A 26071-nucleotide genomic window follows, 5' to 3' on the forward strand; every position below is an offset into this window, starting at 1 on the left:
GAGTGAAAGGCTAAACAAGCTCGGAGATAGCTGGTTCTCCCCGAAAACTATTGAGGTAGTGCCTTGTGGATTGACTTACGGGGGTAAAGCACTGTTTCGGCTAGGGGGTCACACCGACTTACCAAACCGATGCAAACTCTGAATACCGTAAAGTTTTACCACAGGAGACACACGGCGGGTGCTAACGTCCGTCGTGAAGAGGGAAACAACCCAGACCGCCAGCTAAGGTCCCCAAATTACAGTTCAGTGGGAAACGAAGTGGGAAGGCGAAGACAGCTAGGAGGTTGGCTTAGAAGCAGCCACCCTTTAAAGAAAGCGTAATAGCTCACTAGTCGAGTCGTCCTGCGCGGAAGATTTACCGGGGCTAAACTGTATACCGAAGCTGCGGATGCACGCGAAAGCGTGTGTGGTAGGGGAGCGTTGTGTAGGCTGATGAAGGTGTTTTGAGAAGAATGCTGGAGGTATCACAAGAGCGAATGCTGACATGAGTAACGATAATGCGGGTGAAAAACCCGCACACCGAAAACCCAAGGGTTCCTGCGCAACGCTAATCGGCGCAGGGTGAGTCGGTCCCTAAGGCGAGGCTGAAAAGCGTAGTCGATGGGAAACAGGTTAATATTCCTGTACCGAACAATATTGCGATGGGGGGACGGAGAAAGCTAGGCCAGCACACTGTTGGACGTGTGTTTAAGCGCATAGGTTGAATACCAAGGAAAATCCGGGTATTTAAGACTGAAACGTGATGACGAGTCTCTACGGAGACGAAGTGGTTGATGCTCTGCTTCCAGGAAAAGCCTCTAAGCTTCAGATATTGTTTGACCGTACCCCAAACCGACACAGGTGGGTAGGATGAGAATTCTAAGGTGCTTGAGAGAACTCGGGTAAAGGAACTCGGCAAAATGATACCGTAACTTCGGGAGAAGGTATGCCTCTGACGGTGAATAGCTGTTGGAGGCCGCAGAGAATAGGCCGCTGCGACTGTTTATCAAAAACACAGCACTCTGCAAACACGCAAGTGGACGTATAGGGTGTGACGCCTGCCCGGTGCCGGAAGGTTAATTGATGGGGTGCAAGCTCTTGATCGAAGCCCCGGTAAACGGCGGCCGTAACTATAACGGTCCTAAGGTAGCGAAATTCCTTGTCGGGTAAGTTCCGACCTGCACGAATGGCGTAACGATGGCGGCGCTGTCTCTACCCGAGACTCAGTGAAGTTGAAATCGCTGTGAAGATGCAGTGTACCCGCGGCAAGACGGAAAGACCCCGTGAACCTTCACTACAGCTTGACACTGAACATTGAAATACGTTGCATAGGATAGGTGGGAGGCTATGAAGCAAGAACTCTGGTTTTTGTGGAGCCAACCTTGAAATACCACCCTGCGTATTTTGATGTTCTAACGACGGTCCCTGAATCGGGATCTCAGACAGTGTCTGGTGGGTAGTTTGACTGGGGCGGTCTCCTCCTAAAGAGTAACGGAGGAGTGCGAAGGTGGGCTCGGTACGGTCGGAAATCGTACCAAGAGTGCAAAGGCAGAAGCCCGCTTAACTGCGAGACAGACAAGTCGAGCAGATACGAAAGTAGGTCTTAGTGATCCGGTGGTTCTGAATGGAAGGGCCATCGCTCAACGGATAAAAGGTACTCCGGGGATAACAGGCTGATTCCTCCCAAGAGTCCATATCGACGGAGGAGTTTGGCACCTCGATGTCGACTCATCACATCCTGGGGCTGTAGCAGGTCCCAAGGGTATGGCTGTTCGCCATTTAAAGTGGTACGCGAGTTGGGTTCAGAACGTCGTGAGACAGTTCGGTCCCTATCTGCCGTGGGCGTTGGAGATTTGAAGGAAGCTGTTCTTAGTACGAGAGGACCGGAATGGACGAACCTCTGGTGTACCAGTTGTCATGCCAATGGCATTGCTGGGTAGCTATGTTCGGAAGGGATAACCGCTGAAAGCATCTAAGTGGGAAGCCCCTCCTAAGATAAGATCTCCCTAGACCTTAAAGGTCTCTAAAGATCCGTTGAAGACGACGACGTTGATAGGCTCCATGTGGAAGTGCAGTAATGTATGCAGCTAAGGAGTACTAATTGATCGTGAGGCTTGATCATACAACGCTCAAGTTATTTTGAAGCTTAAAGAATTACGTTGAAGTATCGGTAAGAAAGTGATCGATACATAAATTGAAGTAACCGGTTTTCCTGACATCCATAGAGCTGTGGTCCCACCTGAATCCATGCCGAACTCAGAAGTGAAACGCAGCATCGCCGATGGTAGTGTGGGGTCTCCCCATGTGAGAGTAGGTCAATGTCAGGTTTTTATTCGAAGCCCCTGTAGTAATACAGGGGCTTTTTTATTTATTGCTTTTTGTTAAGTTTAAAATCTCTTACGTTTATGTTCTAATTTTTAGAGCTTAGAGCTTAGAGCTTAGAGCTTAGAGCTTAGAGCTTAGAGCTTAGAGCTTAGAGCTTAGAGCTTAGAGCTTAGAGCTTAGAGCTTAGAGCTTAGAGCTTAGAGCTTAGAGCTTAGAGCTTAGAGCTTAGAGCTTAGAGCTTAGAGCTTAGAGCTTAGAGCTTAGAGCTTAGAGCTTAGAGCTTAGAGCTTAGAGCTTAGAGCTTAGAGCTTAGAGCTTAGAGCTTAGAGCTTAGAGCTTAGAGCTTAGAGCTTAGAGCTTAGAGCTTAGAGCTTAGAGCTTAGAGCTTAGAGCTTAGAGCTTAGAGCTTAGAGCTTAGAGCTAGGCTTAGAGCTTAGAGCTTAGAGCTTAGAGCTTAGAGCTTAGAGCTTAGAGCTTAGAGCTTAGAGCTTAGAGCTTAGAGCTTAGAGCTTAGAGCTTAGAGCTTAGAGCTTAGAGCTTAGAGCTTAGAGCTTAGAGCTTAGAGCTTATACCATCATAATTTGGAAAATAATTGAGGAGTACATTATGTTGTTTAAAAAAACTTTAACTAAAGCAGTGGGAGTATTGGTCTTATTGGGCTTATCGGCTGCGGTATCTGCTAAGGTCAATATCAATACGGCTACGGTAGAAGAACTGTCTCAGCTCAAAAATATTGGCGAGGTTAAAGCTAAGGCGATTGTAGAGTATCGTGAAGCTAATGGAGATTTTGCCAAAATTGAAGATATCGTTTTGGTTAAAGGAATAGGTGAGGGCATTTTTTCTGCACTGAAAGAGGATTTAAGCGTTGAGGGCGAAACTTCTTTCGAGGATGTTCAAAATTTAAAATAGTTTTAGGCTACTAACCTAAGGCACAAAAGTTTTCTAAAAGACTATCTGATCCTTATTAGATAGTCTTTGATTTTTAGGAGTCTGCTTTCCTAGTGAGAGAGGGCACTCAGAAATCCGTGTCGATTTAATTAAAGACTCATCATCTCATCTAAGCAACAAGGAAATGGAATGGGAATGCTATAGTTAATTCAGCTCAAATAAAGACACGGTTTTTGTATGTTAGCTCGCACAATAGTAGAGCTTGATATTTTTAGGCGTGCAACTTTGTCATGAATTGACTATATTGAGAGGTATCATCTTTTTCACTAGCCATATTTATTTCTGATAATACGCAGCCCTTGCGCTGCGATCTGCACTGCTTGATGTTGCGCGGGTGTGCGTTCGGCAAAAGCGATAATGCAGTCGCCTAAGCCGCTGCCGCTGATTTTCGCTGCCGCCGCGCAATCTTGCACCGCCGCCAAATGTGCCGCCTGTACCGCATCGCAGACGCCTAATTCTTGCATTAACATTTGATAAGCGTTTAAGTGTTGATAAAACAGCTGCCAATTCTGCTGTGCCGCTGCATGTGCTGCTGCTTGACTGACTGCCCCCATTCGCTGATACAACTCTGCATACGCGTCAGGTTTTTCCTCCGCTGCTGCTGCTAGCGTCGCCAGTACTTCGGCGGTCGGTGTTTTATATCCCGCATAGCGCACGCTTAAAGACAAAGACGGTAGGGGCAAAGATTGTACCGACAATGCAGGCGGTGGCGAATACGCCAACATGCCGCCCCAAATGCTTGCTGCCAAATCCGCACCGCTGCCGCGTTTTTGAATCTCCAAAATTACCTCATGCGCAGCACGGTGCAAGGCGGCATTATCCATCTCTTTTTTCCGGACAGCGGACAAAGCCGCAAGCGTCGCGACTGTTACTGCCGCTGAAGAACCGAAACCTAGTAAAGGATCAATCGCGCTCTCAATCACCATATCTAGCCCCGTATACGGCAGTTGGCGGCGTACAGCTGCCAAAACAAAGCGCAGTTTGGGTTCTTCTTTCAATGCCGATAAAGGTGCTTCATATTGCGCTAAAGCGCTGTTAATGCGCAGTATATTATCGCTGCGCTTGGTAATGCCGACGCACACATATTGCGCCACCGCGCAGACTAGCGCAGATTGACCGTAAACCACCGCATGTTCGCCGCAAATCATTAAAGAACCGGGGACAATCGCTTTAATCATTCTTTACTCCTGATATTATCTGTGCATAGTGTAACCATTTATGTATGTGATGCAGAAAAAACTTGCAAGAATTTCTGCAACAATATAACATTTGAAAGATTGAAACACATACGGAGTTAATATGAAAAAAGTACTAGCCCTGACAATGGCGGCGATGTTTAGCCTGCCGAGCCTTGCCCATGAAGTATGGGTCGATGCAGGACACACCCATGGCGGCGAAATTCTCAAAGCTAGCCTTGGTTACGGCGATTTCCCCGATTTAGCCGACATTCCGGAAGAGCGTATGCATATCTTCAAAAAACCGATGCAGCTCATCGGTCCGGAAGGCAAAATCGACATGGTGCGCAGTGAGAAGCGCAATATCTATTTCACTTCGCCTGAAGAAATCAAAGATGGCAGCTACCTGCTGACCGCAGAATACAGTCCGACTTTTTGGTCAAAAAACGCCAAAGGCTGGAAACAGGAAAATCTAAAGCAAATGCCTGATGCCACCTACTGCGAACAAACCCGTATGTACGGCAAAATGGTACTTAATGCAGGACATGAAAGTGCAGACACTGCGGTGGTAACCAAACCTGTCGGTCAAGGTTTGGAAATCGTGCCACAAGACAATCCTGCCAATATCATTATCGGTGAAGGCTTTCCGCTGAAAGTCTATTTCAATGGCGAACCTTTGGAAGGCGCGACCGTCGTCGGCACCTTCTCCGGCTTTACGACCAAAGATCCGAACGACAAAATTCACAAACTCGAGCCGCAAGCCTTCTCCGACACCACGCGTCCGGACGGCAGTCTGCAATTCTATCCCTTGCGCAAAGGCTTTTGGAAACTCCGCGTCGTGCATAAATCCGACTATCCGGATCAAAGCGAATGCCAAAAACTGGCTAGCTATGCGACTTTAACCTTTATGGTTGAAGACGCGCACGATCATCATCACTAATCCGCACACAGCGTGATTAAGACAAAGAAGTCCTTCCCTAATTTGGCACGCAATTGCGTGCCGTTTTTTTAGGGTTTTGATAATTATAGTCGGAGAAGTGAAAAAGTATAGTCAAGGAAATCAAAAAGAGTTACAAATCCACAGGAAGTAAAAGAATAGTTTATCGATGCAATCTAAGCGCCAATCCTTACGTTTACGTTTAAGCTAAGTCCATATTTTCTCGATTGGGTTCAGATCCGGACTGTATGGCGGCAGCCATAAAATATGATGTCCCGCATCTGCAATAAGCTGTTGGGTATCCTGTCTTTTGTGAAAGCTGGCATTGTCCATAATAATGACGCTGTTTTCAGGCAATTGTGTTAACAGCAATTCTTCTACCCAACAATGAAATACATCACTATAGTCAAAGAATTGAAAAAGTATTACGGCAAGGCGAGCCAGCACCGTAATACTTTTTCAATTCTTCGACTGTATCAGCATCATAATTGACAATAGACAAGAATGGTTGAATATTCATCCTTCTCTTTTCCTCCATATCGTGTAAACTGTCGTCCGCCCAAAATGTTGCAAGACATATTTGTCGGCTTATAGCGTATTTTCGCAATCATATGAAGATCCTATAAAATACATTGTTAAACAACGTGGTTCGCAACCCTCCCACCATAAAAAACTAGGTCAAACATGAGAAACGAACAAGAACTCGCCGAGCTTTCCCTGCTCGGCAATCAAGGGACGCATTATCCCGCGCAATACTCGCCCGACATTCTGGAAGCCTTTCCCAATAAACACGGCGATAATGATTATTTCGTGCGTTTTATCTGTCCGGAATTTACCAGTCTTTGCCCGATGACGGGGCAGCCGGACTTTGCCATCATCCATATTGCCTATATTCCTAATCAGCGCATGGTAGAAAGCAAATCGCTCAAGCTGTATTTATTCAGCTTTCGCAATCACGGCGATTTTCACGAAGACTGCGTCAATATCATTATGAAAGACCTGATTACGCTGATGCAGCCCAAATACATCGAAGTCTTCGGCGAATTTACCCCGCGCGGCGGCATCGCCATTCATCCCTATGCCAATTACGGACAAGCGGACAGCCCTTATGCCGCAATGGCACGCGAACGCCTTTTTCAGCATGGCCGCCGCTAACTATCGATACCTCAGCACCATAACGCATTCGGTGTAGCGCCCGATGTGGCAAACGACATTATTATCAAGGAATATACATGCAAATTCAGCAATTCAACTTTAGCCCCGCCCAACAGCAAAAAGCACTTCGCTGGCTGGTTTTTTGGCATATGATTGTCATTATCTCCAGCAACTATCTTGTCCAAATCTCTTTTACGCTTTTTGGCTTGCACACCACTTGGGGCGCATTTACTTTCCCCTTTATTTTTCTAACCACCGACCTTACCGTGCGTATCTTCGGCGCCGCACTCGCGCGCAAAATCATTTTCTTCAGCATGATTCCTGCACTTTTTATCTCTTACTTCATCGGCGTCTTATTCTTAAACGGCGAATTTACGGGTTTTGCGGCGCTTAGCAGCCTGAATACGGTGGTGGCGAGAATTGCCCTTGCCAGTCTGCTCGGCTACCTCATCGGTCAAATCATGGACGTCAGCGTCTTCAACCGCCTGCGCCGACACAAACAATGGTGGCTGGCACCCGCCGCATCCACTCTTTTTGGCAATGCTCTGGATACGCTCGCCTTTTTTAGCACCGCCTTTTATAAAAGCGCCGATCCCTTCCTTGCCGAGCACTGGGTTGAAATCGCGCTGATGGACTATGCTTGGAAATTGAGCATTTCCATCGTGCTATTTCTGCCCGCCTACGGCATTTTGCTCAAAATTCTTAGCGACAAACTGACCCGCATTTCTAAGGACCATACGGCGAATCTGTCGCAAGCCGGCGCTTATTCTTCTTAAACCAAGCCTTCCACACTCTACTGTCTTGCCAATCGCAGCAGTAGAGCATCATTCCGCTAAATAAGTGATTGATATTCACTAATCCATTATAGCAGCGTTACAAAAGCCGCCTTGTTGAGGGCGGCTTTTGGAGTAATTATCAACGCGGGGCGACCATATCTTCAGGTTTGACCAACTCATCAAACTCCTCTGCGGTCAGTAACCCGAGCTCGACCGCGGTTTCGCGCAGAGATTTGTCGTTTTTATAGGCGGTTTTTGCCACTTTTGCCGCATTTTCATAGCCGATTTTGCGGTTAAGCGCCGTGACCAGCATCAAAGAGTGATGTAGGAAATAATCGATTTTTTCCGGCACCGGCTCAATGCCTACCGCGCAATGCTCGTTAAAGCTGTTGCAGGCATCGCCGAGCAAACGAATGGATTGCAGCAAATTAAAGCCGATGACGGGCATATAGACATTCAGCTCGAAATTGCCGCTTGCGCCCGCCATATTGATGGTGACGTCATTACCGAAGACTTGGCAGCAGACCATTGTCAGTGCTTCGCACTGCGTCGGGTTGACTTTGCCGGGCATAATTGAAGAGCCGGGCTCGTTTTCAGGGATTTTCAGCTCGCCCAAACCGCAGCGCGGACCGCTGGCTAACCAACGCACGTCATTAGCGATTTTGTTCAAACTCGCCGCCAAGGTTTTTAAAGCGCCGGAAGCGTAAACTGCCGCATCGCGTCCGCCCAATGCCTCAAATTTATTTGGCGCGGTCACGAAAGGCAGACCGGATAATGCGGCTAATTGCTCCGCCGCTTTGGCGGCATATTCGGGATGACTGTTCAAGCCTGTACCGACCGCCGTGCCGCCCAAAGGCAGTTCATACAAACCTTGCAAGGCATGTTGCAAACGATCCAAGCCATGATCAAGCTGCGAGACATAGCCGGAGAATTCTTGTCCTAAAGTCAGAGGCGTGGCGTCTTGCAAATGCGTGCGCCCGATTTTGACAATCGAGGCGAAAGATTTGGCTTTGGCATCTAAAGTATCGCGCAGAGCTTTAACTGCCGGAATTAGTAAGCGATTGATTTCAATTGCCGCTGCCACATGGATGGCGGTAGGGAAGGAATCATTGGTCGATTGCGCGTGGTTCACATGGTCATTGGGGTGAATCGGCTGATAGGCTGCCAAACCCGTGCCGGCAATCTCATTCGCGCGATTGGCCAACACTTCGTTCATATTCATATTCGACTGCGTGCCCGAGCCTGTTTGCCAGACTACTAAAGGAAATTGTCCTGCCAATTTGCCCGCCAAGACATCATCGGCAGCTTGCGTGATTAAATCCGCCTGCTCCGTCTTGATGCGTCCCAAAGAAGCGTTTGTGATTGCCGCCGCTTTTTTCACCAATGCCATGGCTTCAATCAGCGGCAAAGGCAGGGTTTCGCCGCCGATTTTGAAATTATCGCGGCTGCGCTGTGTTTGCGCGCCCCAATAAGCATCAGACGGGACTTCCACATTACCCATTGTGTCGTGTTCGGTACGTGTACTCATAGGTGCTCCTTAGCTTTCAGTTGAAAAAGATTAGCCGGCAAATTTTAACACTTTTCCTATGTCTGCTTCGGCTAAATCCGGCATTTAATCTTGCGCTGCTGTTAAGGGTTTAAAACGCGGCGGCAACAGGGCGGCAAAGGCGATGCCTGCAATCAGTCCGCCGAGATGCGCGCTGTTGGCGATATTGCCAATCAGCCCCGTGTAGCCTAGGGCAAGGAAAGCCAGAAAGGTGTAGAACATTTTTGTAGGCAATATCATGCGGTATAAGACGACCCGCCGTCCCGCCCACCAGAGATAGCCGATTAATCCGTAGGCAACGCCCGACAGCCCGCCGAATGCTACGCCGTAGCTGAAATACGCAGCAGTATTGCTGATGAGGGCGGTGCTTAAAAACAACAGAGGCAAACGCCAAGCTTTTTCGCAATATTCTATCCAGCCGCCCAGATTGAGCCAAATCAGGCTATTAAACAGCAGATGAATGATGACCGAGCCGTAAAAAGAAAAATGCAGGAAGGTCGGGGTAATTAGGCGCCAGATTTCCCCTTCCGCCATGAGCGGCGGATAAAAGACGAAATAGGCGAGCATTTCTCGCTTAGCACCGGCGCGAATCAGAAGCGTAAATAGGACGCACAGCGCGAAGATAAGCCATGTGAAGACGCCGGCGCGGCGCAGAACGGGACTTTGCATAATGATTTCCTTTAATGCCATGCCCATGCCGCCATGAGCATAATCAGTAATCCTAAGACGCGACGCAGATGCGTATGCGCTAGGGCTTGCGCGATTTGGCGCGAAAAGAGGCTGATGCCGAGCATGGCAGGCAGGGTGCCCAGTCCGAAGCTCAGCATCACTGCCGCAGATTCTAGGGCTTGTGCACGGCTGATGGCAATGGCAAGCGCGGCATAAATCAGCCCGCAGGGCAGAAGCCCCCAAAGGCTGCCGACAATAAAGGCATCGGCATGGCTGCGAATGGGCAGTAGTTGTTGCAAGAAGCGGTTTAATGGCTGCCATAGGCGGTAGCCGTAGCGTTCAAGCAGGCGTAGGGGGGCAATGTTGAAAACTTGCATCAAGCCGATTGCGGCGATAATCAGAGAGCTGATGCGGCGAATCCATAGTCCCGTATCGCCCATGCCGGGGTGTATGCCGATGAGCGGCAGCAGCCAACCGCAGAAAAAGCCCAGACAAGTATAAGAAAACAGTCTGCCTGCCTGATAACTGAGGATTTGATTGCGCAGGCGGCTGTGCATGCCGAGCATGCTGCCGATGCCTCCGCACATGCCCAGACAATGCGCGCCGCCGGCCAGTCCTGTGAAGAAGGCGCTGAAGATAATAGGGAAGAGTTCGTTCATAGCCGCATTATAGTGGATTTGCCTTGCTTTTAAGATAAGGCTGCGCTAAGAAGCGCTTAACAGCAGTATAATGTATCGGTAGGAGGCACCGCAGCCGCTGCGGCTTTGTTTTTGACGGATAAAGGCGTAAGCTGTGTATTTTTATTCGGAGAAGGACGTATGCAAGCGATTTTGAGTGTCATCGGCAAAGACCGCATCGGCATTGTTTATGATGTGAGCAAATTATTGGCGGAGGAGCGGGTAAACATCGTCAATATCAGCCAGCAATTGATGAGCGGTTATTTTACGATGATGATTGAGGCGGATTTATCTGCCTGTCAACGCGAGATTACCGAGCTGGCACAGGTATTTGCCGATTACGGCCGCGCCTGCGAATTGGATATTCGCTTGCAGCATGAGGCTTTGTTTACCGCCATGCACAGGATTTAAGCCATGCGTAGCGAATGGAAATACGGCGAGATTGTCGAAACCTTGCAGATGTTTTCTCATCAGCATTTTGATGTGCGCACCGTTACTTTAGGCATTGATTTGCACAGCTGCGCAGACAGCGATGTGGGGCGTACGGCCGATAAGATTTACGAGAAAATCATGCGCATCGGCAAAGATTTGGTCGGTACCGTGCAAGCGGTATCGGCGACTTACGGCGTGCCGATTGTCAATCAAAGAATCGCGGTAACGCCCATCGCGCAGATAGGCGCGGCTTGCGCGAAAACGCCCGAAGACTTTGTCCGTCTCGCCAAAATCTTAGACAAAGCCGCCGGTGATTTGGGCGTTTCTTTCTTAGGTGGCTTTTCCGCTTTGGCGCATAAAGACTTGTCGCAGAGCGACCGCTTGCTGATAGCTTCGCTGCCGCAGGCATTGGCGGAAACCAAAATCGTCTGCGCCTCCGCCAATATCGGCAGCACGCGGGCAGGCATCAATATGGACGCGGTCAACCTCGTTGCCGAAACGATTAAAGCGATTGCCGCCGCCACACCCGAAGCCTTCGGCTGCGCCAAATTTGTCGTCTTCTGCAATGCGGTGGAAGACAATCCCTTCATGGCAGGCGCATTTCACGGCGGCGGCGAGGGCGAAAGCGTCATCAATGTCGGCATCTCCGGTCCCGGCGTAGTCAAAGCGGCTTTGGAAAACAGCAAGGCACAAGATTTGACCGATATCGCCGAAATCATCAAAAAAACCGCCTTTAAAATTACCCGCGTGGGGGAACTCGTCGGGCAGGAAGTCGCCAAACGTCTGAATATTCCCTTCGGTATCTTGGATTTATCGCTTGCCCCCACACCGGCAGTCGGCGATTCCGTCGCGCGGATTTTAGAACAAATGGGCTTATCCGTCTGCGGCACCCACGGCACGACCGCCGCCTTGGCCATGCTCAATGATGCGGTGAAAAAAGGCGGCATGATGGCAAGCAGCGCCGTCGGCGGTTTAAGCGGCGCCTTTATTCCCGTCTCCGAAGACGAAGGCATGATTGCCGCGGCACAAGCCGGCGTGCTCAGCCTGTCCAAACTCGAGGCGATGACGGCGGTCTGCTCGGTCGGCTTGGATATGATTGCCGTGCCCGGCGACACCGGCGCCGACACGATTGCCGGCATCATTGCAGACGAAGCCGCCATCGGCATGATCAACAGCAAAACCACCGCCGTGCGCATTATCCCTGTGCCGCATAAAGGCGTGGGCGAAATGGTCGAATTCGGCGGATTACTGGGTGCTGCGCCGATTATGCCGGTCAAAGAAGGCAATTGCAGCGTCTTTGTCCGACGCGGCGGACGCATCCCCGCACCGGTGCAATCATTGAAGAATTAACTTCAGGAAACGCTAAAATGATAAAAAATTTTGTAATCAATATAAAAGCAGCTGAAAATCGTAGAAAACATATTGTTAATATGTTTGATTTAAATGAAAAAATTGCTTTTGAGCTTTTTGAAGCGGTGACGCCTGAAAATCTTGATGAAACTATTGAGATTATTATGCCTTCTCTAAAATATAATCAACAATTAAGTTTAGGTGAAAAATCTTGTTTGATGAGCCATGCCAGTTTATGGAAAAAATGCGTCGATGAGCGCATAGCATATATGGCAATTTTTGAAGATGATGTCGTACTAGGTCGTAGAGCGCACTTTTTTTTAAAAGATAGCGAGTGGATAGAAAGTAGATTTGCAAATGATGCCGTTATTATTAGGTTGGAAACGTTTCTAACAAAATCAAATTTAAAAAAAACAAAAATCCCTTCAAAAGAAAATTGTCAGTTTTTTAAATTAGAAAGTATTGCTTTGGGGTCTGCCGCATATATTATTTCATATCATGCAGCCGAAATTTTATTGGCAGAGCTGCGATCTGTTAATAATCATGAGGCATATAAAGTAAAATCCGCAGACTGGATATTATTTGATAATATGCTTAGGAGAAAAGATATTACAGTCTACCAAGTTTTTCCGGCCGTATGTATACAAGATCAGTGTTTGCAAGTGAATAATGGATTAGGAAGTGATATGGAATTCGAACGTTCCGTTTATCACAAAGCCAATCAACATTTATTGAAAAGAAAGACGTTAAAGGAATTTATAGAATACCATATTATTAAATTGCCTTTACGGAAATATCGAAAGTTAAGACGGAAAAAAGTGCCGTTTGATAATTGATGGAATACCCGCTTATTTGCGTTTGGGTGTAATTGATAAGGAAGGTAGCTGCCAGTCGCCGCGAATGGCAAAAAGGCGCAGGATAATCACGCAGAGCATAGTCAGAATATCGCGCAGCCAAGGGCTGAAATGCCATTCTGTCAGTCCAAGATAGACCAAGCCGCCGATAATCACGCAGGAGATGTAGATTTCGCGGCATAAGACCAAGGGCAGTTTGTTGCAGATGATGTCGCGCATGATGCCGCCGGCGACAGCGGTCAGCACGCCCATGAGAATCACAAAGGGGTAGGCGAGGTTTTTGCTCATCGCCACTTGAAAACCGATGACGGCAAATGCGCCTAAGCCGATGGCATCAAAAAAACGCAGAGGGCGTTCAAAAATGGATTCGATATGGTGATAAAAGATTTGCACCAAAATGGCGGTGCCGACAATCACATAGAGATAATTGAGATCGTGCAGCCAAAACAGCGGATGGCGGTTAATGAGCAAATCGCGCAGTGTTCCGCCGCCGATGGCTCCGATGGAGGCAATCATGACCGCGCCGATAAAATCCAGCCCGACTCGTTTGGCAAGCGTGCTGGCGGCAACTGCCGCCGCCGCACAGCCGAATAAGTCCATGCCGTAGATCAGCGGGGCAGTCTGCCAAGCCATTATTTTGCCTTGATGGTGCTTTCTAAGATGCTGAGTAGTTCATTCGGTTGGCGGTAGCCTTCTATCAATGTGCCGTTGGATAGCACGATGGCGGGTGTACCGGCAACACCGAATTGCACGCCGATATTAAATTGTTCCGCCACAATTTTGCTTTTGACAGGTTTTAACAGGCTTTTGCCGCTTTTGCTTTTGGCCTCATTTAGCGCCGCCTGCTTGTCTTCTGCCAGCCAAATGGCTTCCATTTGATCGGCTACTTTAGATTCTGCACCCGCACGCGGGAAAGCTAAATAGCGCACAGTAATGCCGCGTTCATTGTATTCCGCCATGTGTTCATGCAGGCGTATGCAATAGGGACAGGTAATGTCGGTAAATACGTTGACCACATATTTCTCTTCTTTGGCGGGGTAGATAATCATGTTGTCCGCCATGGCATTGAGTTTGTCGATGAGCACGACATTGCTTAAATCGACAGGACCTTCGGGCGTGATTTGTACGAGTGAGCCTTGCAGAAAATATTGTCCGTCTTCACTGGCGTAGAAAATGCCCTGATCGCTGAGGACGGTTTTCAAGCCGGCAATCGGCGAGTCGCTGATTTGCATATTGCTGACGCCGAAAGGACTGAGAGCGGTAATGATTTTTTCATTATCAGCCAATGCCGGTAAAGCGACGGCGGCAAGCATGGAAAGCAGAAGGGGTTTAATGTGCATATAATTCCTTAAATTTGAGAAAAACTAAAAGCCTCTTCTAAAAAGAAGAGGCTTTTTTCTGATATTTTGCTTAGTTATTGGCTAACATCGCACGCAACATCCAAGCATTTTTTTCATGGGTTTGCATACGAACGGTCAATAAATCGGCAGTCGGTTCGTCGCCTGCTTCGTCAACAGTCGAAATGAGCGAACGGCAGGTGCGGGCAACGGTTTCTTGTCCTTCTACCAATTCTTTAACCATTTCATTTGCCGTTAAGCGGTTATCACCGTCTTTAATGCTGGTCAATTCGCTAAATTCTTTATAAGAACCCGGTGCCAGATGTCCTAGGGCACGAATACGTTCGGCGATTTCGTCAATTGCAGGCGCTAATTCGGTGTATTGACTTTCGAACATGGTATGCAGAGCATTAAATTGAGGACCTGTAACGTTCCAGTGATAATTATGGGTTTTGATGTAAAGGCTGTAGCTGTCCGCCAGTACTTTTGACAAGCCGTCGGCAATGGCTTTACGTTGCGAATCGTTTAATCCGATATTGATTTCCATGATATTTTCCTCGCTTTATTTAAGAGTGTGTCTAGTATAGCTCATTATCGAAACAAGACAATGAGCATAATTTAATTTAATCGTTAAACAAAAATCAATTTGATTTTTCAATTGAAAAGAATTCGCTTATGGATTTTTCTTCCTTCAAAGGCAGTTTATGTTGCAAGAGTCCTTTGTGATAACTGGGGAAGCTGCCGCTGCGATAGGTGAAAAAATTATGTGGTTTTAGATAGTTGTAAAACAACAATAATAAGCAGGGCAGGCAAATTGCCAAGGTATAGCGCGTGAGCAATCTGCCGCTTAAGGGAACAAAGTCGCGGAAGAAGGCGCGGAATATCCAGATAAAGACGCCGCAGGAGAGTAAAAAGGCAGGAAAGTCCAACCAATTGATATTGAGTTGAAAGATGAGCCAATAGACGATTTGGTCATTAATGCTGGTAAATAGGGATAGTGCGGAAACCAGCCCTAAAAGCGGTATGAGCAGATAACGGCGCACCAGCGGCAGAATCATGCTGTGTATGACCCATACGATGGCTAAAATCGTTGCGGCGGAAAAGAAGAGCAGGCGCCAATTGGCGAAGTAGTTAATCGGAGTTTCCAGATAATCCGTCCACATCGGCAGGGCAAGGGCGAGCATAAACCAACAGATAGCGGCAACCGGCTGCGTAATCCACAGCCATTTGCCGGATTTTGCCGCATTCGGCATCGGGGCTTTGGGATCGATCCAGAGCTTAATGAGGCTGCTGCCGATGGTAATGGCGGTGTTTTTGTCGATAACGGCGCGGCTGCGCAGATTTTTGCTATTGATTTGCGCCTCATGCAGATTGCGGATTTGCAGGCCTTCGGGGCTTTCTTCAATGATGAGATGATAGTCGGCAACGCCCAGTGCGCGGATAACGATGTCATTATCCACCGCCCGCCCGATGCGGACGGGAAATTGCTTGGCTTCATAGACTTCATAGCGGGTTTCGATTTTTAGTTCTGCCATGTGATTTGCTCCAACATATGCGCCATAATAGCTTTGCCTAGGCGGGTTTGTACGCCGTGCAGTACGATTTCGATTAAAAAGCCCGATTGCGGGTCGCCGATTTTTGCCGCAATCATGCGCATATCGTCGATGCTTTCGCCGTCTTTGGCGAAATGTTTGCTGGGTTGGCGGCAGAATGTGGTTTTAAAGGTGCTGCCGGCGATGCTGACAAAGTCGGCTTCGCAGTCGAAATTGCCGTAATCGCGCATCGGGCGCGGCGAGAAATGCATGCGGTAGGCTTGACTGTAATTGCGATAGAAACGGCTGCTCAGTATCGGCTCGCGCGCATAAATTTGCGTGTAGGAATAGCCGAATTCGCCGATGGTCACGTCATTATTGATATAGGTGGAGCGGTCGTTGAAGCAGGTAACGGCTTGTGCGCCGATCAGGTCTTCTATATCCGGCTCCGGCGAGCTGTCCCAGCAGCGCACGTCGTCCGACATCGCCAGCGGTACAAGGTAATCGCCTACCGTACCTTGCTGCCATTGCCGTTTGAGGGCATCGGCATAGTAGCTGTGATTGTCGACAAAAAGTTGCTCGGTAATGGTGTCATTGATGTTTTGCGGAGCATTGTCGGCACTGTCTATCAATTTTTGTAGGTATTGTGCAGGAATAATGAAGCTGATATTGCTGCCGCTGTTGAGATAGGAAACGTTGATTCCCACCACTTCGCCTTTATTGTTCAGCGTCGGGCCGCCGCTCATGCCGCTGTTAAGCGCGCCGGAAAAGAGAATTTGCGCACGCGCGGATTTACGCAAAAGGCCGTTGTTGATACCGTCGATAATCACAAAGCCCAAATCATGCGGATTGCCGAGCGCATATAAGGCTTCGCCTTGATTCGGCACGCCGGCAAGAGTAAAGGCTGTGCCTAATGGCTGTTCGGCACGCAAAATGGCGAGATCGTGGATGATATCCACATTGATTAGCTCGAGCTTGCCGGATTGGTCTTTGCTGTCCAAATATTCGGGGCGGTGCTTTTCTTTTTGCAAGACATCGGAGATGACGTGGTAGTTGGTGGCAATCAAACTGCCGTCGCCGATTAAAAAGCCCGAGCCGATGGAGGTTTTTTGCCCGGTAGCTTCGTTTATCACGCGGATTTGCACGATGCTGTCTTGATAACGCGAGAATAATTGGCTGGCATCGCTGCTTAAGTGCGTTGCCGCGTCGATTTCCTGAGACATCGCATCAAGCGGCATGCCGTCTTCTGCTGCGATTTGCGCCATGCTTGCCGCGCTAAAGCAGGTAAGGAATAAAAAGGCTGATTTCATACTATTTCAATCCGTATCATGCGGCGTTTGCCGACTTGTACAATGCCGCTAAATCCTGCCGAGAGTTGCAGGTCTTTATTATCGACTTTTTCGCCGTCGATTTTTACCGCACCTTGCTTAATCATGCGGAAGGCTTCGGAGGTGCTGTCCACTAAACCGGCTTCTTTGAGCATATGCGCAATGCCGATGCCGTCGCCGGCTTTGAGCGACACCGTTTCCAAATCTTCCGGCACTTCGCCTTTGGCAAAGCGGTTGATGAAGGCTTCTTGAGCGGCATCTGCTGCGGCATGGTCGTGGAAACGGCTGACCAGTTCGTGCGCCAGTTCGAATTTAATGTCGCGCGGATTGCGTCCCTGTGCGGCTTCTGCTTTGAGTTGCTCGATTTCGGCTAAGGGGCGGAATGAGAGTAACAAGAACCAGCGCCACATCAGTTCGTCGGAAATCGACATGATTTTGCCGAACATTTCATTGGCAGGCTCGAAGATGCCGATATAATTGCCGAGGGATTTGCTCATTTTCTGCACGCCGTCCAAGCCTTCCAAAATCGGCATGGTAATCACGGTTTGCGGCAGCAGTCCGTATTCGCGCTGAATATCGCGCCCGACTAACAGATTGAATTTTTGGTCGGTGCCGCCTAATTCTACATCGCAATTCAGGGCTACGGAATCATAGGCTTGGGTCAGGGAATACAAAAATTCATGCACGGCAATCGGGCGGTTTTCGCTGTAGCGTTTTTGGAAATCGTCGCGCTCGAGAATCCGCGCGACCGTGTATTTAGAGGTCAGGCGCACCATATCCGCCGCCGTCATTTTATCCATCCATTCCGAATTGAAGCGGACTTCGGTTTTTTCGAGGTCGAGAATTTTAAACACTTGGTCTTGATAGGTTTGGGCATTGGTCAGGACTTGCTCTTTTGACAGCGGCGGACGGGTGACGTTTTTGCCGGAAGGATCGCCGATTTGCGCGGTAAAATCGCCGACCAAGAAAATCACTTGATGTCCTAAGTCTTGGAATTGGCGTAATTTGTTCAGCACGACCGTATGCCCGAAATGCAAATCGGGCGCGGTGGGATCCATGCCGAGCTTAATACGCAAGGTTTTGCCCGCTTTGAGTCTTTCCAGTAATTCCGCTTCGCCGATAAAATCCTCCGCACCGCGGCGGATAAGCGCTAATTGTTCGTCCAAAGTTTTATTCATGTGCATTCCTAACAAAAATAGATAAAATGGAATCTTTAGTCTAAAAGAGCCTCTAGTGCCTAAACTACCCAAACATAATTCTGATCGCATTACCCGCCGTATGCTCCCTTGGGTGTTTCTGCTGGCGATAGCAGGCATCCTATATATCGTCTATGCCCCTTTTCATCAAACGGAAACAAGCGTCGCAGATACGACCGCATGGCAAGAAGAGGACTGGTTCGACCGTTCAGAAAGCGCACATGATACCGCAAGCCAAGCCCAATCACTAAGCACAGAAGAATATCAGGCTTTGCAAAAGGCGCAAGAAGCCGCTTGGTATGCCGATATTGTGCAGAGAGAAATCGCGCAGCAACAAGCGGTGGCGGATAATCAGGACGGCGATCCAGTGCCGGAAACCGCTGAAACGGATATGACTTCTCCGACAGATAAGGCTTTGAGCGATTCCTTGCGAGAAGCGGAAAGAGAAGAGAAAACGATTGCCCAAGAAGACGGAGATTCCGCAGAAGAATCGGCGGCAGAGGAGGAAGCTGCAGCGGAACAAGCGACCGCAAATCAAACAAATACCGTATCGACTGAAGTCGCGCCTGAAAAACCGACGGTAGAAAGTCCCGATGTCAGCGTCAGCCGCGGCGTGTTTGAAAAACGTCTGCTCATCATCGGCAGAAGCAATAATGCTTGGCAAAGCATTGTGATGCGTAAAAACATCAATCCCGTCTTGTTGGAACAATTGGAAGGCTTGGTCAAACGCTTGGCGCAGCCGCATAAATCGGTGGAAATCTTATACAGCGACTATGTGCGCAACGGCACAGTCGATCCCGCTAATAGTAAATTGCTGGCGGTGCGTACCGCGCAATGGGCGTATTTTACCAATGAAGAAGGCGGCAAATTGTATTTCTATGATATGGAGGGTAATGCACCTGAGCCCAGTATGGATCGCGCGCCCTTCCGCTACAGCCATGTTACTTCCGAATTTAATCCCAACCGTCTGCATCCGATTACCCGCCGTGTGCGACCGCATTTGGGCGTGGATTTAAAAGGCCCGCACGGCACGCCGATTGCCAGCACCGGCGTCGGCATCGTCAGCTTTGCCGGCTGGCAGGGTGGTTATGGGCGCATTGTGATTGTGCAGCATCCTAATCAATATGAAACCCGCTATGCACATCTGTCTTCCATCGAAGTGGAAGTCGGGCAGCAGGTCAAACGCGGACAAATTATCGGCAAATTGGGCAACAGCGGTTTATCGACAGGCGCACATCTGCATTTTGAAGTGCGGATTAGCGGCACGCCTTACGATCCCATGACAGTTAAACTTCCGAGCTACAAACCGCTACGGCGCAGCGATTTACCGGTTTTCCAACAATACGCCAATCTGTATTTGCAAGCTATTGATGAATTGAAAGCTCTTAAGTAGAGCCGTCGACAATAGCAGCACAAGCAAGTGCGCTTTCAGGTGATTTGCTTGTGCTGTGGTCTTTTGAAAATAATGATATTACAAAGCTTAATTGCGCAAGAGTTCGTTAATGCCTGTTTTGCTGCGCGTTTTTTCATCAACTTGTTTGATGATGACGGCGCAATACAGGCTGTGGCTGCCGTCGGCGGCAGGCAGATTGCCGGAAACGACCACAGAACCTGCGGGAACGCGTCCGTAAGTAATTTCTCCGGTCATGCGGTTGTAAATTTTCGTGGATTGTCCGATATAAACGCCCATGGAGATGACCGAGCCTTTTTCGACGATCACACCTTCCACGATTTCACTGCGCGCGCCGATAAAGCAATTGTCTTCAATAATGGTAGGACTGGCTTGTAAGGGCTCGAGTACGCCGCCGATGCCCACGCCGCCGCTTAAATGCACGTTTTTGCCGATTTGCGCGCAAGAGCCTACGGTCGCCCATGTATCGACCATCGTGTCTTCATCAACATAAGCGCCGATATTGACGTATGAGGGCATCAAAACGACGCCTTTGCCCAAGAATGTGCCACGGCGGGCGACTGCCGGCGGTACGATGCGCACGCCTTCGGCGGCAAAGCATTCTTGGCTGTAATCGGCATAGCGGCTGGGGACTTTGTCAAAATAGTGCGTATAGCCGTGCGGCATGATGTGGTTGTCTTGAATGCGGAAAGACAGCAGAACGGCTTTTTTGACCCATTCGTTGACTTGCCAACCTGCTGCGCCCGGCTGAGCAACGCGCAATGTGCCGCTTTCAAGTTGCTGCAAGGTTTCTTCGATGGCTTCGCGCAGTTCTTTGCCGGCATTGGCGGGGGTGATGTCGGCGCGTTGTTCAAAGGCGTTTTCGATGATGTTTTGTAAATCCATGTAGATTTCCTGTAGCTAAAGGGCGGGCATTATATAGTCTCTTAACTTCAAAATGAGATTATTCTAAGCGCTTCTCCTGACAAAATGTGTATCTCTAAGTCTCATTTTGAAGTTAAGGTGCTATAACTGATGCGCCGAGCGAAAGGCTTTACTATCTGTTTTTTAGATTTATGCTTAGAAAACGGGCGGTTTTGCGGTATAGTAGCCAGGTTTTTAGTACAGGGATACGAATGAAGCCTTTTGGACGTAAAAGATATATTGCGGAGCATGCCAATTCTTGGGAGCTTTTGTTTGGTAGGATTTTGACACCGTTTGAAAAAATTGTGAACAGTTCGATTGGCAGCGGCATGTTGCTAATCGTATTGACAGTGATTGCGATGCTACTGGCGAATTCGCCTTTGTACGGACTTTATGACAAGCTTTTGCATCAGCATTTAGTGATTGCTATCGGCGATATGCGCATTGATATGACTCTGCATCATTGGATAAATGATGCGCTGATGTGTATTTTCTTTTATCTCGTCGGTTTGGAAATCAAGCGTGAAATGTTGGTAGGGGAGTTGTCCTCTTTCCGTCAGGCGATTTTGCCGATTATGGCAGCCATGGGCGGGATGGTTGTTCCTGCATTGGTCTATTTTGCTTTTAATCCTAGCGGTCCGAATGCCAGCGGTTGGGGTATTCCGATGGCCACCGATATTGCTTTTGCGATTGCGATTTTGCTGCTCTTGGGCGATCGCGTTCCGGCAGGATTAATGACGATTTTGATGGCTTTGGCGATTGTGGATGATTTGGGTGCGGTGGCGGTCATTGCCTTGTTTTATACGGAAGCTATTAATTATACAGCTTTGATTTCCGCCTTTATTTGCTTTGCTGTCTTGATGGTGTTTAATCGCGCGGGTGTTCGGGCGATTTGGGCGTATTTAGTAGTAGCGACTGCGATGTGGTTATGTATGTTGTTTTCCGGCGTACATGCTACGATTGCCGGCGTTTTGGGGGCTTTGGCAACGCCGGTACATTCTTTGTATCGCCCTGCCGAATTCAGTCGCGAAGCGCGTAAGTTATTAGACAGATTCGATATTTATCGCGAAAACGAAAAGTCTTTTATGGTGTCTGATCGCTTAAATGCCGTGCTTTATACTTTGGAAAGCGGCATCAATCGGGCGCAAACTCCTTTGCAACGTTTAGAGCATACTTTGCATAAGCCTGTATATTTCTTAGTAATCCCGTTGTTTGTACTATTTAATGCCGGTGTGCATTTGGATTTCGGTACATTGCATTTATTACCGCAGAGTTCGGTGGTGCAGGGGGTTGTTTTAGGTTTGAGCGTGGGTAAATTAATCGGCATTTTCGCCGCAGTATGGCTGTGTGTGAAATTAAATTTGGCGGTCTTGCCTAAAGGTGTGAATTTCGGTCATATCATTGGCGTCGGACTCTTGGCGGGTATCGGCTTTACGATGTCAATCTTTATTTCGGAACTAGCCTTTAAAAATGATCCTCTGCATTTGTCGGAAGCGAAAATCGCTATTTTATTTGCCTCAATCTGCGCCGGCGTGTTGGGCTATTGCTGGTTGCGCTTTTTTACCAGTAAGGAAACACATTAATGACGGATTCTAGAAAATATTTCGGTACTGACGGTGTGCGCGGTCATGTCGGCACGGAGCCGATGACACCGCAATGGGTCATGCATCTGGCTTGGTCGGTAGGCAAAATGCTCAATGATGCAGGTTTTGCCGGCGACAAGGTGTTGGTAGGTAAAGATACGCGGATTTCAGGTTATATGTTGGAAAACGCGGTGGTTGCAGGTCTTTCTGCCGCCGGTATGGATGTGCATATGCTCGGTGTGATGCCTACGCCGGGGATTGCTTATTTTACCCGTACCTTCCATGCAGCGGCGGGTGTGGTTATCAGTGCCTCGCACAATGTCTTCAGCGATAACGGTGTGAAAGTTTTTGCCCGCGGCGGTTATAAATTGCCCGATAGCGCCGAAGCGCAGATTGAGCGTTATTTGGAGCGTCCGATGAAACTGGTAGCGCCGGCGGAAATGGGCAAGGTTTATCGCATTGATGAAGCGCGTGGTCGTTATATTGAATTTTGTAAAAACTCGATTGCCCTGAATTTGCCCTTTGAGCGCTTGAAAATCGTATTGGATTGCGCCAATGGCGCGACCTATGCCATCGCACCGGCGGTATTTCGTGAATTAGGCGCAAAAGTAAAAGTCATTCATGCCGAGCCGAACGGCTGTAACATCAATGCCGGCTGCGGCTCTACGCATCCGGAATCTTTGCAGCGCGCCGTACGCGACGAACAAGCCGATTTCGGTATTGCTTTCGACGGCGACGGCGACCGCGTTTTAATGGTCGATAGACAAGGGCGACTTATCGATGGTGACGTGATTTTATACATCATCGCCAAATACCGCGCTTTTAGGGGCGAGAAACTACATAATGTGGTCGGTACCTTGATGACCAATTTAGGTTTGGAGCGTGCATTTGCCAATATGGGCATTCAGTTGCACCGCACTAATGTCGGCGATCGCTATGTCTTGGAAAAATTGCAAGAATTGGATGCGCGTATCGGCGGTGAAAATTCCGGGCATATTATTTGCTTGGATCGAAATTCGACAGGAGACGGCATCATAGCCGCTTTGCAAGTCTTGGCGGCGATACTGGAAATGCAAACCAGTATGGAAGAGCTGACCGCCGATTTGCACATGACCACGCAAATATTAAAAAATGTGACGGTGGAACAAAGAGACCACGTCATGCAAAGCGAAAATGTGAAAAACGCGATTGCACAAGCCGAGCAGCAATTAGGCAAGGCAGCGCGTTTGTTAATCCGCCCATCAGGCACGGAGCCGAAAATCCGCGTTATGGCGGAAGGCGATGACGAGCAGCAATTAGAAAATGTCGTGAATGAATTAATTCGGGTAATTAAACAGGAGAACAGTCATGCGTAAACCCATAGCAGCCGCCAATTGGAAAATGAACGGCGATTTGGCCTTAATCGATACATTTGCCGCCGCCGATTTGGCGCATGGCAATGTGCAAACCATCTGGGGTTTACCGGCAATTTTATTGCCGGCGGCGAAAGCGGCGGGATTTGCCGATTTGGCAGGCGAAGACGTATCGGCCTACGAAAAAGGCGCTTACACCGGCGAGATTTCTGCCGCTATGCTGAAAGAAGCCGGCTGCACCTATTGCATTATCGGACACTCAGAACGTCGCACCATGCACGGTGAAGACGAAAACATCTTGCAAGAAAAATGGAGACAATTAAAAGCGCAGGGCATTCATCCCTTGTATTGCTTGGGAGAGTCGGAAGCCGAATATGACGGCGGACAAACCCAAGCGGCGATTGAACGCCAATTGCTGCCGATTTTGGAAGCCGGATTGGTAGACGAACATACGGTATTGGCATATGAGCCGGTATGGGCAATCGGTACGGGGAAAGCCGCTACCGCAGAGTATGCGCAAAGCGTGCATGAGCAAATTCGGAAAATCCTTTCTGAGAAATGTGGTAACATGGCGGAAAAGGTAAGAATTCTTTATGGTGGCAGCGTGAAGCCCGACAATGCGGCAGAGCTGATTGCAAAAGCCGATATCGACGGATTCTTAGTAGGCGGAGCATCTTTACAAGCAGATGCTTTTGGTAAGATTATTGAGGCTATGGCATGATTTTAATCATTGCGCAAATTATTTTTCTCGCAACGGCAATAGGGCTGAGTGTTCTGATTCTGTTGCAACAATCAAAAGGCGCTGGAATAGGCGCCTCTTTTGGCGCAGGCGCTTCAGGCACCGTATTCGGTGCGCGCGGTGCAGGTTCGTTTTTATATAAATTAACGCGCATTCTGGCGGTGATATTTTTTATCAGCGCTTTGATGATGGGTTATGTGCAAAATAAACAAGCGAATAGCGGTAATATTTTGCAAAATAATCAGTTTGAAACGCAAAATTCAGCAGCAGGTATTGACGTGCCCCTTGGCGATAGTGATAATAGCGCCCCTGCTTCTGATGCCGGTATTCCTTTGGAAAGCAATCAGTAATAAAGATTGCTTCTAGAAGAAAATACGCCGACGTGGTGGAATTGGTAGACACGCTATCTTGAGGGGGTAGTGAGCCTAGCTCGTGCGAGTTCGAGTCTCGCCGTCGGCACCATTATTGATTATACGGCTAAATAATTAGTCACAAATCATGAAAGCAAGGTAAAGATGCATGATAGTCATTAAAAAAGGCATAGAATTGCCCATCTCCGGTGCTGTCGCTGATGACAGTATCCATCAACTTCCGACTCAAGCACTTTATGCCGTGATTGGCGATGATTATCTCGGTTTGCGACCGACGATGATGATTGCGGTAGGGGATAAGGTTCGCGAGGGACAAGCACTCTTTGAAGATAAAAAAAATCCGGGCGTATTGATTTGTTCGCCTGTTTCAGGGGAAATCGAAGATATCGTGCGCGGCGAACGTCGTCGTTTGCTGGCGGTAACCATTCGTCCCGATGAAAGTCTGGAACCTATTCGTTTCACTCAGTTTGATGAAGATGCTTTGGCGGAAATCTCTGCCGAACAAGTACGCGAGCAATTGCAAAAAAGCGGAGCTTGGTCTTTATTGCGTCAACGTCCTTTCGATAAAACGCCGAAAATTGATGCGACGCCGCAGGCAATTTTCGTCAATACGATGGATAGCAATCCCTTAGCCGTAAATCCTATGTTGGCATTTGCCGATCGGGAAGCCGATTATCAAGCAGGTTTAACGGTGTTGAGCAAATTAACCGCAGGTCCGGTGCATGTGGTTCATGAGCCTAAAACAAAATTGCCGCAAACATCTGCGCGGCATGTGCAATATCATGCAATAGATGGCATTCATCCTGCGGGATTAGTGGGAACGCATATCCACTTTATTGATCCGGTAAGCGCAAATAAAACTGCATGGCATCTAAATTTGCAGGACTTGCTGGCGATTGGTCATTTATTCCGCACAGGGTATTTGGATAATGAACGCATTATCAGCATTGCCGGACCCGGCGTGAAAAATCCGCAATTCGTTAAAACCCGCATCGGTGTTAGCTTAACCCATGTATTAAAAGATAATCTTGCCGAAGGCGAGCAGCGTATTATTTCCGGTTCTATTTTTGCCGGTCGTCAAACCGACGCAGAAACGGCATTTTTAGGTTTTTATGATAAGCAAGTGGTCGTTCTGCCGGAAGGTCGAGAGTCTATTTTCCTAGAATTTATGCGTCCCGGCATGAATTCTTATTCGCGTACTCGCGCTTATTTAGGGCGTTTTTTGAAAAAACCTTTGCCGTTTACCACTTCTATGCAAGGCTCACCGCGCCCGATCGTGCCCTTTGGTATTTATGACGAGGTCATGCCTTTGGATATTTTGCCGACTTTGCTCTTAAAAGCTCTAATCATTAAGGATACGGATACGGCAGTACAATTAGGCGCTTTGGAATTAGCAGAAGAAGACGTAGCTTTGCTGACTTATGTCGATCCGGGCAAACATGATTTTGGGGCAATTTTGCGTGAAAATCTTGAGCAAATTGAGGAGGAAGGCTAAG

General features: G+C 48.4%; 25 protein-coding genes, 1 tRNA gene, 2 rRNA genes and 1 riboswitch (1 of these 29 running past the window's edge). Of the genes, 16 read left to right on the forward strand and 12 right to left on the reverse strand.

The features are described from left to right. The 3 genes from DYC63_RS04780 to DYC63_RS04790 form a co-directional block, all read left to right on the forward strand. Positions 1-2101, forward strand: a 23S ribosomal RNA gene (locus DYC63_RS04780) (it extends 757 nt beyond the left edge of the window). Between the two features lie 89 nt (positions 2102-2190). Next, positions 2191-2306: ribosomal RNA gene (gene rrf / locus DYC63_RS04785) — 5S ribosomal RNA — on the forward strand. Between the two features lie 604 nt (positions 2307-2910). After that, positions 2911-3213: a ComEA family DNA-binding protein gene (locus DYC63_RS04790; RefSeq protein WP_115217937.1), complete on the forward strand. Its 303-nt coding sequence runs from the start codon at positions 2911-2913 to the stop codon at positions 3211-3213. A 305-nt stretch (positions 3214-3518) separates the two neighbouring features. On the opposite strand, the gene DYC63_RS04795 is transcribed toward DYC63_RS04790, so the two are convergent. Then, positions 3519-4430 (reverse strand): mevalonate kinase family protein, encoded by a 912-nt coding sequence (locus DYC63_RS04795; RefSeq protein ID WP_115218199.1) that lies wholly within the window; start codon positions 4428-4430, stop codon positions 3519-3521. 121 nt (positions 4431-4551) lie between these two features. On the opposite strand from DYC63_RS04795, the gene DYC63_RS04800 reads away from it, so the two are divergent. Further along, positions 4552-5367 (forward strand): DUF4198 domain-containing protein, encoded by an 816-nt coding sequence (locus DYC63_RS04800; RefSeq protein ID WP_115218200.1) that lies wholly within the window; start codon positions 4552-4554, stop codon positions 5365-5367. A 204-nt stretch (positions 5368-5571) separates the two neighbouring features. Here DYC63_RS04800 and DYC63_RS13350 read toward each other — a convergent pair whose 3' ends face one another. Continuing rightward, entirely contained in the window at positions 5572-5811 is a 240-nt protein-coding gene (locus tag DYC63_RS13350) for a transposase (RefSeq protein ID WP_281267764.1), read from the reverse strand. Positions 5812-6002: 191 nt separating this feature from the next. Beyond that, positions 6003-6047, forward strand: a riboswitch (PreQ1 riboswitch). Between the two features lies 1 nt (position 6048). Here DYC63_RS13350 and queF point away from each other — a divergent pair. Beyond that, entirely contained in the window at positions 6049-6519 is a 471-nt protein-coding gene (queF, locus tag DYC63_RS04810; protein WP_115218201.1) for a preQ(1) synthase, read from the forward strand. Between the two features lie 77 nt (positions 6520-6596). After that, complete coding sequence (locus DYC63_RS04815; RefSeq protein ID WP_115218202.1) at positions 6597-7295, forward strand: 7-cyano-7-deazaguanine/7-aminomethyl-7-deazaguanine transporter; 699 nt, start codon at positions 6597-6599, stop codon at positions 7293-7295. A gap of 139 nt (positions 7296-7434) precedes the next feature. Here DYC63_RS04815 and fumC read toward each other — a convergent pair whose 3' ends face one another. The 3 genes from fumC to DYC63_RS04830 all read right to left on the reverse strand — a co-directional run bounded on the left by fumC (position 7435) and on the right by DYC63_RS04830 (position 10169). Continuing rightward, a complete protein-coding gene (fumC, locus tag DYC63_RS04820; protein WP_115218203.1) occupies positions 7435-8823 on the reverse strand; it encodes a class II fumarate hydratase in 1389 nt (462 codons plus the stop codon). An 84-nt stretch (positions 8824-8907) separates the two neighbouring features. Then, on the reverse strand, positions 8908-9510 hold the full coding sequence (locus tag DYC63_RS04825) for a rhomboid family intramembrane serine protease (protein ID WP_218564550.1): 603 nt from the start codon (positions 9508-9510) through the stop codon (positions 8908-8910). Between the two features lie 11 nt (positions 9511-9521). After that, positions 9522-10169 carry a sulfite exporter TauE/SafE family protein gene (locus DYC63_RS04830; protein WP_115218205.1) on the reverse strand — a complete coding sequence of 216 codons (648 nt, stop codon included), beginning with the start codon at positions 10167-10169 and terminating at the stop codon, positions 9522-9524. A 159-nt stretch (positions 10170-10328) separates the two neighbouring features. Between DYC63_RS04830 and DYC63_RS04835 the strand changes: the two genes are divergently transcribed. Genes DYC63_RS04835 through DYC63_RS04845 form a run of 3 tightly spaced genes read left to right on the forward strand, consistent with a single transcriptional unit; the run spans position 10329 to position 12805 of the window. Next, positions 10329-10598, forward strand: coding sequence for an ACT domain-containing protein (locus DYC63_RS04835; RefSeq protein ID WP_115219470.1), 270 nt, complete (start codon positions 10329-10331; stop codon positions 10596-10598). 3 nt (positions 10599-10601) lie between these two features. Further along, positions 10602-11969: a PFL family protein gene (locus DYC63_RS04840; RefSeq protein ID WP_115218206.1), complete on the forward strand. Its 1368-nt coding sequence runs from the start codon at positions 10602-10604 to the stop codon at positions 11967-11969. 17 nt (positions 11970-11986) lie between these two features. Further along, on the forward strand, positions 11987-12805 hold the full coding sequence (locus DYC63_RS04845) for a glycosyltransferase family 25 protein (protein ID WP_115218207.1): 819 nt from the start codon (positions 11987-11989) through the stop codon (positions 12803-12805). Positions 12806-12817: 12 nt separating this feature from the next. Here DYC63_RS04845 and DYC63_RS04850 read toward each other — a convergent pair whose 3' ends face one another. From DYC63_RS04850 to tyrS, 6 genes are all read right to left on the reverse strand, one after another. After that, positions 12818-13456 (reverse strand): trimeric intracellular cation channel family protein, encoded by a 639-nt coding sequence (locus DYC63_RS04850; RefSeq protein ID WP_115218208.1) that lies wholly within the window; start codon positions 13454-13456, stop codon positions 12818-12820. After that, the gene (dsbC, locus tag DYC63_RS04855) at positions 13456-14157 is read right to left on the reverse strand and encodes a bifunctional protein-disulfide isomerase/oxidoreductase DsbC (RefSeq protein WP_425452129.1); all 702 of its coding nucleotides are present in this window, start codon (positions 14155-14157) and stop codon (positions 13456-13458) included. Before dsbC ends, DYC63_RS04850 begins: the two co-directional genes overlap by 1 nt. A 76-nt stretch (positions 14158-14233) precedes the next feature. Beyond that, entirely contained in the window at positions 14234-14707 is a 474-nt protein-coding gene (locus tag DYC63_RS04860) for a Dps family protein (protein WP_115218210.1), read from the reverse strand. 94 nt (positions 14708-14801) lie between these two features. Beyond that, complete coding sequence (locus DYC63_RS04865) at positions 14802-15695, reverse strand: FHA domain-containing protein (RefSeq protein WP_115218211.1); 894 nt, start codon at positions 15693-15695, stop codon at positions 14802-14804. Then, positions 15683-17002 (reverse strand): S1 family peptidase, encoded by a 1320-nt coding sequence (locus DYC63_RS04870; protein WP_245888032.1) that lies wholly within the window; start codon positions 17000-17002, stop codon positions 15683-15685. Before DYC63_RS04870 ends, DYC63_RS04865 begins: the two co-directional genes overlap by 13 nt. Next, positions 16999-18198 carry a tyrosine--tRNA ligase gene (gene tyrS, locus DYC63_RS04875; protein WP_115218212.1) on the reverse strand — a complete coding sequence of 400 codons (1200 nt, stop codon included), beginning with the start codon at positions 18196-18198 and terminating at the stop codon, positions 16999-17001. Before tyrS ends, DYC63_RS04870 begins: the two co-directional genes overlap by 4 nt. 55 nt (positions 18199-18253) lie before the next feature. On the opposite strand from tyrS, the gene DYC63_RS04880 reads away from it, so the two are divergent. Continuing rightward, a complete protein-coding gene (locus tag DYC63_RS04880) occupies positions 18254-19609 on the forward strand; it encodes a M23 family metallopeptidase (RefSeq protein ID WP_115218213.1) in 1356 nt (451 codons plus the stop codon). 87 nt (positions 19610-19696) lie between these two features. Here DYC63_RS04880 and dapD read toward each other — a convergent pair whose 3' ends face one another. Continuing rightward, on the reverse strand, positions 19697-20512 hold the full coding sequence (gene dapD / locus DYC63_RS04885) for a 2,3,4,5-tetrahydropyridine-2,6-dicarboxylate N-succinyltransferase (protein ID WP_115218214.1): 816 nt from the start codon (positions 20510-20512) through the stop codon (positions 19697-19699). A gap of 323 nt (positions 20513-20835) precedes the next feature. Here dapD and nhaA point away from each other — a divergent pair, with 323 nt between their 5' ends. The 6 genes from nhaA to DYC63_RS04915 all read left to right on the forward strand — a co-directional run bounded on the left by nhaA (position 20836) and on the right by DYC63_RS04915 (position 26070). Beyond that, on the forward strand, positions 20836-22113 hold the full coding sequence (nhaA, locus tag DYC63_RS04890; protein ID WP_245888034.1) for a Na+/H+ antiporter NhaA: 1278 nt from the start codon (positions 20836-20838) through the stop codon (positions 22111-22113). Further along, positions 22113-23468 (forward strand): phosphoglucosamine mutase, encoded by a 1356-nt coding sequence (gene glmM / locus DYC63_RS04895; RefSeq protein WP_115218216.1) that lies wholly within the window; start codon positions 22113-22115, stop codon positions 23466-23468. The genes nhaA and glmM overlap by 1 nt, the downstream gene beginning before the upstream one ends. Continuing rightward, a complete protein-coding gene (tpiA, locus tag DYC63_RS04900; RefSeq protein WP_115218217.1) occupies positions 23461-24186 on the forward strand; it encodes a triose-phosphate isomerase in 726 nt (241 codons plus the stop codon). The genes glmM and tpiA overlap by 8 nt, the downstream gene beginning before the upstream one ends. Beyond that, entirely contained in the window at positions 24183-24554 is a 372-nt protein-coding gene (secG, locus tag DYC63_RS04905; protein WP_115218218.1) for a preprotein translocase subunit SecG, read from the forward strand. The genes tpiA and secG overlap by 4 nt, the downstream gene beginning before the upstream one ends. Positions 24555-24580: 26 nt before the next feature. Continuing rightward, positions 24581-24666 (forward strand) — tRNA-Leu (locus DYC63_RS04910). 57 nt (positions 24667-24723) lie between these two features. Continuing rightward, positions 24724-26070, forward strand: a complete 1347-nt coding sequence (locus DYC63_RS04915; RefSeq protein ID WP_115218219.1) for a Na(+)-translocating NADH-quinone reductase subunit A — start codon at positions 24724-24726, stop codon at positions 26068-26070. The last annotated feature ends 1 nt before the right edge of the window (position 26071 follow it).

The organism is Suttonella indologenes (assembly GCF_900460215.1).
GTDB classification, from domain to species: Bacteria; Pseudomonadota; Gammaproteobacteria; order Cardiobacteriales; family Cardiobacteriaceae; genus Suttonella; species Suttonella indologenes.